Genomic DNA, 8,777 nt, shown 5'->3' with positions numbered 1-8,777 from the left:
CGGCCCGCATGAAGGCCTCCAGCGCCACGAGTTCGGCACGCGCCTCGGGCGACAGCCTCATCCGGGGCATTTCCATTTCGACCGTGCCGCACGGCGGGCACAGCCAGGCCACCGGGTCTTCGCAGGGGCTGTCGAAAAACGGCTCGCGGGCGCCGCCGCACGCCGGGCAGTGGCGCGTCGTCCCGAGGTTCGAGTCGGCCGTCATGGTAAGGACGATTGTAACACAGAACGGCAAGTACCCACGCCGCGGCGCCGCTAGCCGCCGGGCCGGGTGCGGGTTTCCGCGCCGCGCGAGCAGGGTAGATATGAGCGTGCAACCCGTGTCTGCCCAATTGCCTCCGACGGACGGCTCAGCGAGCCGGGCGCCGGTCCAGGCTGTCCGGACTCGCGCCTCCCGGCGGCACTACGCTCTGGCGATCGCCCAGTTCGCGCTGATGGTGGGGGTGGTCATCGGGGTCACCGCGCTGGCCGTGCAGCTCCGGGCCCACCTCATCGGCGGGCCCGGGTTCTTCCTCTATATCCCGTTGATTGCCGCGCTGGCCTACGCCGCGGGCCGCGACGTCGGGTACGGCGCCGCGCTGCTTTCCATGATCGCGACCTGGCATTTCCTCGTGCCCCACGACGCGTCGTGGCCGGCGCTCCGCGACGCGCTGCCGACGCTTGGGGCCTTTGGGATCGCGGCGCTCGGGGCCGCCGAGGGGTTCGCGCGCGCCCATGAGGCGGAACGCCGGCGGCGCGCCGCGGCGGGGGCGCAGGCGCATCTCGCCGCCATCGCCGCGTCCTCCGACGACGCGATCTTCAGCACAAGCATGGAGGGCGTCATCCTGTCGTGGAACCGCGGCGCCGAGCGCGTCTACGGCTACACGCCGGGCGACGCCGTGGGCCGGCCGCTGGCGATGCTGACGCCGGCCGGCCGGACGGACGAAATCCCCCGCGGTCTGGTGCGCCTGCGGGAGGGCGACGTCATCACGCCCCTCGAGACCGTGCGGATGCGGAAGGACGGCACTCAGGTCGAGGTGTCGCTCACGATCTCACCGATCAAGGACGAACGCGGGCGCATCATCGCCACGTCAATGATCGAGCACGATATTTCGCGCCGCGCGCGTCTTGGGCGCCGGCAGCGGCTGCTTGTCGATCTCAGCGCGGCGCTGTCCGAAGCGGTCACGCCAGGCCAGGTCGCCCGCGCCGTCGTGGGGCGCGCCATGAGCGTCCTCGGCGCGTCGGCGGCCGCGGTGTGGCTCGTGGCGCAGGACGGAACCTTCGAGCTGATCGCGTCGATGGGGTATACGGAGGAATTCGCCGATCGGTGGCGCCGGGTGGCGCCGGGTCAGGACCGTCATCTCGAGGAGGCGGTGAGGACGGGCACGGTGGTGTGGCATGATATCGCCCCCGCGGAGGACCATCCCCGGGCGGACCCCCCGGCGGGCCGCGAGGGGGGAGGCGCCACCGTGCCGCTGCGGCTGCACTCAGCGGCGACGGGTGTGTTGTCACTCCGGGTTGCCGGTTTGTCGCGAGCCGACGGCGGCGAGGCGGAGTTCTTGCTGGCGCTCGGCCGGCAGTGCGCCCAGGCGTTCGAGCGCGCGCGGCTCTATGCGAACGAGTACCAGATGGCGGCGACTCTGCAGCGGGCGCTGCTGCCGACGGAGGTGCCGGACGTTCCCGGGGTACGGCTCCGCGCCGTCTACGTGCCGAGCGAGGGCGCGCCGGCCGTGGGCGGCGACTGGTACGACGTCTTCCGGCTTCCCGACGGCCGTGTGGCGCTGGCGATCGGTGATGTCGTGGGCCGGGGCGTCGAGGCCGCGGTGGTGATGGGTCAGGTCCGTCAGGCCGTGCGGGCCGCGGCGCTGGAGGGCCACCCTCCGGCCGAGGTGCTCGCGATCGCGAGCCAGGTGCTGAAGCTCAGCCACGAGCACGAGGGTATGACGACGGCGATCTTCGGCACCTTCGATCCCGTGACGGGCGTGTTCGCCTATGCGACCGCCGGCCATCCCGCGCCGATCCTGGCCGAGCCCGACGGCGCGCGGGCGCTGCCGTCGGGCGGGCTGCCCCTGGGGTTCATGGAGGCGGCCGCCGCGCCATCGTGGACGGCCGATCTCGCGCCCGGCTCGCTGCTGGTGCTCATTACCGACGGGTTGATCGAATCGACCCGTGATCCGGCCGGCGGACATGAGGCGCTCCTCGAGACCGTCGCGCGGGAAGCACGGGACCGCTCGCCGGATGCGGCCCGCGCGATCCTGGCCCGCATGGTCGGGACGGCGGCGCCCGACGACGTCGCGATCGTCACGCTCGCCGTCGATCCACAGCCCGTGGACCACCTGGACCTCACGCTCCCGGCGCAGCCGTCGAGCCTGCGGCTCATTCGGCACGCCCTCCGGCAGTTGAGCCGGGGTCTCGATCTCGATGAAGACGTCGTCTCCGCGCTCATGATCGCCTCGGGCGAGGCGGCCAACAACGTGATCGAACACGCCTACGGCGCGTCGCCGGGGATGGTGTTCCTACGGGTGCAGCGCGAGGACGGCGCGGTGCGGGTCGAGATCCGGGATCGGGGGACGTGGAGGCCGGGACGCGCGCATACGGACGGCGGGCGGGGCCTCGATCTCATTCGCGCCCTGGCCGACGACGTGCAGGTCGTGCCGGGGCCGGGCGGCACGACGGTGACGTTTTCGTTGCCGCTGCGCCCCCGCGCCGCGCCGCCGCCGGCCCCCGCGCCTCCGTCCATCAAACCCGCGGCGGCCCCCGTGCGTCGTGTGGCAGTAGCGCGCGAGTCCGGGCGGCTGGAGGTCGACTGGGACCACTGGCAGATCCGCCGCGTCGACGACGTGCCGGTGCTCGAGGTGTCGGGCGACGTAGATTTGGACAACGCCGGCCGGTTCAAGACGCTGCTGCAGGAGGCCGCGGAGCAGGCGTTGGGGGGAACGGTCGTGCTGGCGCTCAGCGAGGCGCGGTATTTCGACAGCCAGGGATTTCGGACGCTGCTGCAGGTGGCGCGGCGGTTGCGGACCATCCGGTGCATGCTCGTGCTTGTCCTGCCGCCCGACGCCCGGCTACGTCCGGTCTTCACCGCGATGGGGGTCTCGAGCATGCTGCCGGTCTTCGATTCGCTGCGGGATGCGATCACGGCGGCGCGCGTCCGCGAAGGGTGATCGGAAACCCCAGGCACGACGCGTACGTACGAGGAGCAAGTCGGTAAGACAATCGGGGGGAGACCATGCCGGCCGCGCGTCGGTCCGGGATGTCCGCGCCGCATCGCCGGTTCGTCCAACGTATCGCACTCATCGCCGCTTTGACTCTCGCGACGGCGCTGCTCTGCGCACCCGCCTACTCGAGGGAGTACGAGCGCGTGACGGTGAGCGCGGGTGGCCGCCTCGTCTCCGCGATCGTTGTGCGGGCGCCGCTGTCGCGCTACCGCCTGGGCGTCGCGTTGGCCGGCACCCGGGTCGGCGACAACGCGTGGCTGGCGTCGATCGCCCGGTCCTCGGGCGCGGCCTGCGCCATCAACGGGACCTTCTTTGCCGCCTACGCGGGGGAGACGCGCGAGCCGTACGGGACCCTCGTGATCGACGGCCGGCTCGTCCATCTGGGTGACTTCGGAACGCGCCTCGACGTGTTCGACGACGGACGCGTCCGGCTGGTGCCCGACCGCCTGCAGATCCGCGGGTCCCTCGACGGGAACGACGCGTATCCCGACAACTGGTACGCGTACAACCTCAACCAGACGCCGACTTCGGCCACCGGCGCCTACATCTACACGCCCGACCGCGGCCCGGCCCTCGGATTTGCGGCCGATCTGGCGATCACGGCGCTCGGGGGCCGGATCGTCTCGATTGCCCGCGACGCGGACGTGGCGATTCCGCCGAACGGGTTTGTGCTGGCGCTCGAGGGCCGAGAGGTGGACGTGCTCGGCTGGAAGTTCCGCCCCGGACAGCGCATCGCGTACGCGGCGGTGCAGGACGGCGAGCCGCTGCGCACGCGGTTCAGCCTGAGCGCGGGGCCGCGGCTCGTGGCGGACGGCGCCGCCGTGGTCGACGCGGCGGCCGAAGGATTTCACGATCCGAAGATTCTCGCGTATCGAGGGACGCGGTCGATCATCGGGATCACCGCCGATCGGCAGGTGCTGCTGGCCGTCGTCGGGTCGGTGACCATCCCCGAGGCCGCGGAGGCCGCCCTCGGGCTCGGCGCGGTCGACGCGATGAATCTCGACGACAACGCGTCGAGCAGCCTGGTCTGCGGCGGGACCTACCTCGTCCACCCCGGCCGGCCGGTGGCGAACGCGTTGGTGCTGTGGCCGCTCGAGGCTCCTTAGGCGGTTGAGCCTCAGGGGCGCCACAGGAGCTTCGGATCAAACAGGTCGCGGAGCGCGTCGCCGAGCGAGTTTACGCCGAAGATAAACAGCACGATCGCGATGCCCGGCGCGGCCAGGAGCCAGGGCGCCGTGGCGACGTACGTGCGGGTCGTCGCCAGCATGTTGCCCCACTCGGCCGCGGGCGGCTGCACGCCGAGCCCCAGGAAGCCGAGCGCGGTGACGGTCAGCATCGCATAGCTGCCCATGAGCGTTGTGTAGACGATCACGCGGCCCGCGATGTTGGGCACGACGTGCCGGCGCAGGAGGCGGAGCGGACCGGCGCCGAGGGCCCGCGCGGCGTGCACGTACTCGGCGCCCGCCGTCGTCAAGGCGAGGCTTCGGATCAAGCGCGCAAGCGCCGGGGCGGTCGTGAGCCCGACCGCCAGCACGACGCTCTGCAACCCCGCGCCGAAGAGACTCACGAGCACGACCGCAAGCACCAGCGACGGAAACGTCAAGGCGGCGTCCGACACGCCGGTGAGGATCCGGTCGGTGGCGCCCCCGGCGAAGCCCGCGACGAGCCCCGCCGGCACTGCCAGCGCCGTCGCCATGGCCATTCCCAGCACGACGATGGCGAGGTCCGCGCGCGCCGCCACGATGACCCGGCTCGCGAGGTCGCGTCCCAGGTCGTCCGTGCCGAGCCAGTGGCGCGGCGACGGCGGTTGCAGCGAGGCCGCGAGATTCTGGGTGTTGGGATCGTAGGGCGCGATCCGGGGCGCGACGGCCCCGAGGAGGACGTACCCCGTGACGAGGCCGATACCGACCGCCATGGCGGGGACGTGGAGCAAGCGGCCGAGACGCTTACGCACCGCGGCCGTCACGCGTACCGGACACGGGGATCAAAGACCGCGTACGAGAGATCGACGGCGAGATTGATCAGGAGGAAGCCGGCGACGTAGACCGCGGTAATCCCCTGCACGAGGAAGTAGTCGCGCAGCGAGACGGCCGTAATCATCGCCTGCCCCAGCCCCTGGTACGCAAACAACGTCTCGACGACGATCGAGCCGCCCAGCAGGTACCCGGCCTGCAGGCCGATCATGGTGATAATGGGCACGACCGCCGGGCGGAGGGCATGGCGGTAGAGGACGGCGCGAACGCTCAGGCCTTTGCCGCGCGCCGTGCGGACGTAGTCTTCGCCCAGAACCTCGATGACGCTTGCGCGGGTCGTCCGGCTGACCAGGGCGACAAGGCGGGCGGCGATGGCCAGGGTCGGCATGATCAGGAAGGCGACGCCGCCGGTCCCGGCCGCCGGGAACAGCCGCAGTCGCACGGCCAGGTACTCGATCAGGATCATCCCGAGCAGGAAATTCGGGATGGACAGGGCGAGGACCGATGTCCCGGTAATGACCTGCGCGAGCAAGCCATGCGGATGGACGGCCGCGATGACACCCGTGGGGGTGGCCAGTGCGATCGTCACCGCGAGGCTGGCGATCATCAGCGCGAACGTGGCCGGCAACCGGCCGAGGATCACGGTCGTTACCGGGATCCGCAGGCTGAGGGAGGTGCCGAGGTCGCCGCGCGCCAGGTCGCGCAGAAACCGGCCGTACTGGACGTACACCGGCCGGTCGAGGCCGAGGTCGTGGCGGATCGCGTCCACCTGCGCCTGAGTCGAGTTCGGCCCGGCGACGATCAGCGCGGGGTCTCCCGGGACCACTCGAAACAGTACGAAGATCAGGGTCACGATGCCGAGCCCCTGCGGGAGCAGCAGCATCAGGCGGCGCACCGCGAAGAGGCCCATCGCGGCGGCGCGCGCGTCCCCCGACTAGGGTCTCGCGTTGCGCAGAATCGTGAAGACGATGGGCAGGACCACGACGTTCCGGACGGCCTTCCGCTTGGCGACGATGACGTTCTCGGCGTAGAGCCAGACGTAGGGCGCGTCGTTCCAGACGATGCGCTGGGCCTGGGCCAGCAGGCTGTTCCGCTTCGCCTGGTCGACCGTCGCGTCCGCGCCGTCGAGCAGCGCGTCCACCTTGGAATTCGCGTACCATGTGAAATTCCAGACTTTGGGGGGTGCCCCGCGGCTCGGGTTGCTTTGGAACAACGACGCCATGTGGTAGGCGCCGTCGCCGTTGGATGGGTTGAACCCGAAGAGGACCATATCCCACCGCAGGCGGTCCGGCGGGACGCGGAGATAGTCCCAGAACGCGGCCGGCTCCACGCGGTTGATCGACGCCCGCACGCCGATGTTGCGCAGGAAGTCCTGGAATGCCTGCGTGACCTCGATGTCCTTCGGGAGCATGCCGATCGGCGTCAGGACGGAGATCTCAAAAGGCTGCCCCCCCTTCCGGAGCACGCCGCCCGGTCCGGGCGTCCACCCGGCCTCGGCCAGGGACGCCTTCGCCCTGGTGACGTCGTACGAATAGGTCCCCGCCGACGCGTGCCCGGTAGTGAACGGCGAGAGCGGAGAGTCGATGGGCGTCGCGAAGCCCTTGAAGATCGCCTTGATGATCGGGCCGCGGTCGATCGCGTAGTTGAACGCCCGGCGCACGCGGACGTCCTGGAAGAACGGCCGGTTCAAGTTGAAGGCGAATCCGAACGTCCGGAGCGCGGGTTTTGAGATGACGTCGACGTCGGCGCTGCTCTCGAGCGGTGCGACGTTCTCCGGCGGGATGGCGCCGATGACGTCGGCCTGGCCCGACTGCAACAAGGCGATACGGGTGGTGGGATCGGGCACGTTTCGCAGGACGATGCCGGGGTACCCCGTCCGTCCGCCCCAATAGCGGTCGAAGCGACGCAGGACAAGTTGACTGCCGGTGTCGAGCCGCTCGACCATGTACGGCCCGGCGCCCACCGGCGCACGCGCGAATCCTTCGCCTAGCCGCCGCACCGCCGTCGGGCTGACGATGCCCCCCGATCCGTGCGCGAGCGTGTTCAGCAGGGCGCCGAACGGCTTCTGGGTCATGATCGCCACCGTGTCGTCATCGATCTTGCGCACGGAGGCGACGGGGTCCCACAGCGGCCGGTTGGATTGGTTGACCTTGGGATCCGCCTGGCGCTGGATGTGGAAGACGACGGCGTCGGCGTTGAAGGGTGTGCCGTCCTGGAACGTCACGCCGCGCCGGAGCGTGAGGGTCCAGGTCAGGCCGTCCTTGGATACCGACCACCTCGTCGCCAGTTGCGGTGTGATCTGCATCCGGTCGTTGAACGCTACGAGCCCGTCGTAGATCAGGTACATCGCTTCGTAGCCCGCCGGGTAGACCGTCCCGATGGAGGAGCCCGCGGTATCCATGGCCGTCACGGGGACGTTCTGCGCGTAGACGAGCGGCCGCTCGGTCTGTGCCGTGGTGAGCGGCGCGAGCAGGAGGACCGCCGCGACAATCAGTGCCACGCCCACCCGGGCGCTCATGCTCTTCCCTCCCCGCCTCCCGAGGCGCCGGTGCGTTGACGTTCCCGAATATGATCCAGGATTGCCCGGCTCTGCGCGAACAGCGCCGGCTGTCCGCCGGTGTGGACGAACACGACCGTCGCGCCAGGCGGCACGAGACCCTTGCGGATGTGATCCAGCAGGCCCGCCGCGGCCTTCCCCGTGTACACAGGGTCCAGCATGATGCCCTCGCGCCGGGCGAACAGGAGGATCGCGTCGAGGCCGTCGGGTGTTGGGATGCCGTAGCCGGGGCCAATGTAGTCGTACGTCGCCTCGATTTCTTCCGGCGACACGGTGATGGATACCCCCAGCAGCGCGGCGGTCGCGGTGGCGGTCTCCGCCGCGTACCGCCAGGGGTCCTCGTTGCTCGTCGACGCGATACCGAACACGCGCACGGGCAGGCCGAGCGCCTTCCTGGCGGTGACGAGCCCCGCGAGCCCCTTCCCGCCGGACGAAATGTAGATCGCGTCCGGCCGCCGGTCGCGGGCTTCAAGCAGATCTAGGATTTCGAGGAAATTCTCGAGGGTCGCCAGCGCCGCTCCGCATTCGAACATCTTGCCATGATTGAGGCTCCAGGGCCGCCGGCCCCGCGCGCGGAGTTCCTCCACCACGTCTTGAACCGCGCGGCTGAGATCGTGATAAGTCGGCAGGTCGAGCAGGCGCACCTCGGCGCCCAGGATGAGGTCGCAGAGCAGGTTGCCCTGCGGTTCCGCGCCCGGCGTCCCGCGCAGGACCAGCACGAGCGGCAGCCCCAGCATGTTGGCTGCGGCGGTCGTCTGCCGGGCCGAGTTCGAGGTCGCTTCGACCCCGAAGACGAGGACGTCGGCGCCTGACGCCTGCGCCTCGGCCATGCGCCACTCCAAGTTTCGCATCTTGTTGCCGCCGAACGCCGGGCCGATGAGGTCGTCTCGCTTCACCCACAGATCGACGCCGAGATCGCGTGAGAGGTTGGGGCAGTGTTGGATCGGCGTGGGCAGGAAGCCGAGGCGGACGCGCGGGATCGCCGCGATGCGCTGCCGGAGATCAACGGTGGTGTACACTGTCGTGGCCATGCGGCTCATGCCCCTCCTT

7 protein-coding genes are annotated in these 8,777 nt (G+C 70.5%); 2 read left to right on the top strand and 5 right to left on the bottom strand.

Features of this window, described 5'->3' with window-relative positions; genetic code table 11:
- A partial coding sequence (locus VGZ23_08525; protein HEV2357639.1) for a hypothetical protein occupies positions 1-205 on the bottom strand: 205 nt, incomplete at its 3' end.
- Between the two features lie 100 nt (positions 206-305).
- On the opposite strand from VGZ23_08525, the gene VGZ23_08520 reads away from it, so the two are divergent.
- Together VGZ23_08520 and VGZ23_08515 are read left to right on the top strand one after the other, a co-directional pair.
- Entirely contained in the window at positions 306-3,143 is a 2,838-nt protein-coding gene (locus VGZ23_08520) for a SpoIIE family protein phosphatase (protein ID HEV2357638.1), read from the top strand.
- Positions 3,144-3,208: 65 nt separating this feature from the next.
- Positions 3,209-4,303: a phosphodiester glycosidase family protein gene (locus tag VGZ23_08515; protein ID HEV2357637.1), complete on the top strand. Its 1,095-nt coding sequence runs from the start codon at positions 3,209-3,211 to the stop codon at positions 4,301-4,303.
- An 11-nt stretch (positions 4,304-4,314) separates the two neighbouring features.
- Here VGZ23_08515 and VGZ23_08510 read toward each other — a convergent pair whose 3' ends face one another.
- The 4 genes from VGZ23_08510 to VGZ23_08495 are packed head-to-tail and all read right to left on the bottom strand — an operon-like array spanning position 4,315 to position 8,767.
- Positions 4,315-5,151 (bottom strand): ABC transporter permease, encoded by an 837-nt coding sequence (locus VGZ23_08510; GenBank protein ID HEV2357636.1) that lies wholly within the window; start codon positions 5,149-5,151, stop codon positions 4,315-4,317.
- Between the two features lie 8 nt (positions 5,152-5,159).
- On the bottom strand, positions 5,160-6,080 hold the full coding sequence (locus VGZ23_08505; protein HEV2357635.1) for an ABC transporter permease: 921 nt from the start codon (positions 6,078-6,080) through the stop codon (positions 5,160-5,162).
- 24 nt (positions 6,081-6,104) lie between these two features.
- Positions 6,105-7,688 carry an ABC transporter substrate-binding protein gene (locus VGZ23_08500; protein ID HEV2357634.1) on the bottom strand — a complete coding sequence of 528 codons (1,584 nt, stop codon included), beginning with the start codon at positions 7,686-7,688 and terminating at the stop codon, positions 6,105-6,107.
- Complete coding sequence (locus VGZ23_08495; GenBank protein HEV2357633.1) at positions 7,685-8,767, bottom strand: pyridoxal-phosphate dependent enzyme; 1,083 nt, start codon at positions 8,765-8,767, stop codon at positions 7,685-7,687. Before VGZ23_08495 ends, VGZ23_08500 begins: the two co-directional genes overlap by 4 nt.
- Positions 8,768-8,777: the final 10 nt, after the last annotated feature.

The sequence above is a fragment of the bacterium genome, assembly GCA_035945995.1.
In the GTDB taxonomy this organism is placed as follows: Bacteria; Sysuimicrobiota; Sysuimicrobiia; order Sysuimicrobiales; family Segetimicrobiaceae; genus DASSJF01.
The sequence above is the reverse complement of the archived record's forward strand: the minus strand, read 5'-3'. Positions and strand labels throughout refer to the sequence as shown.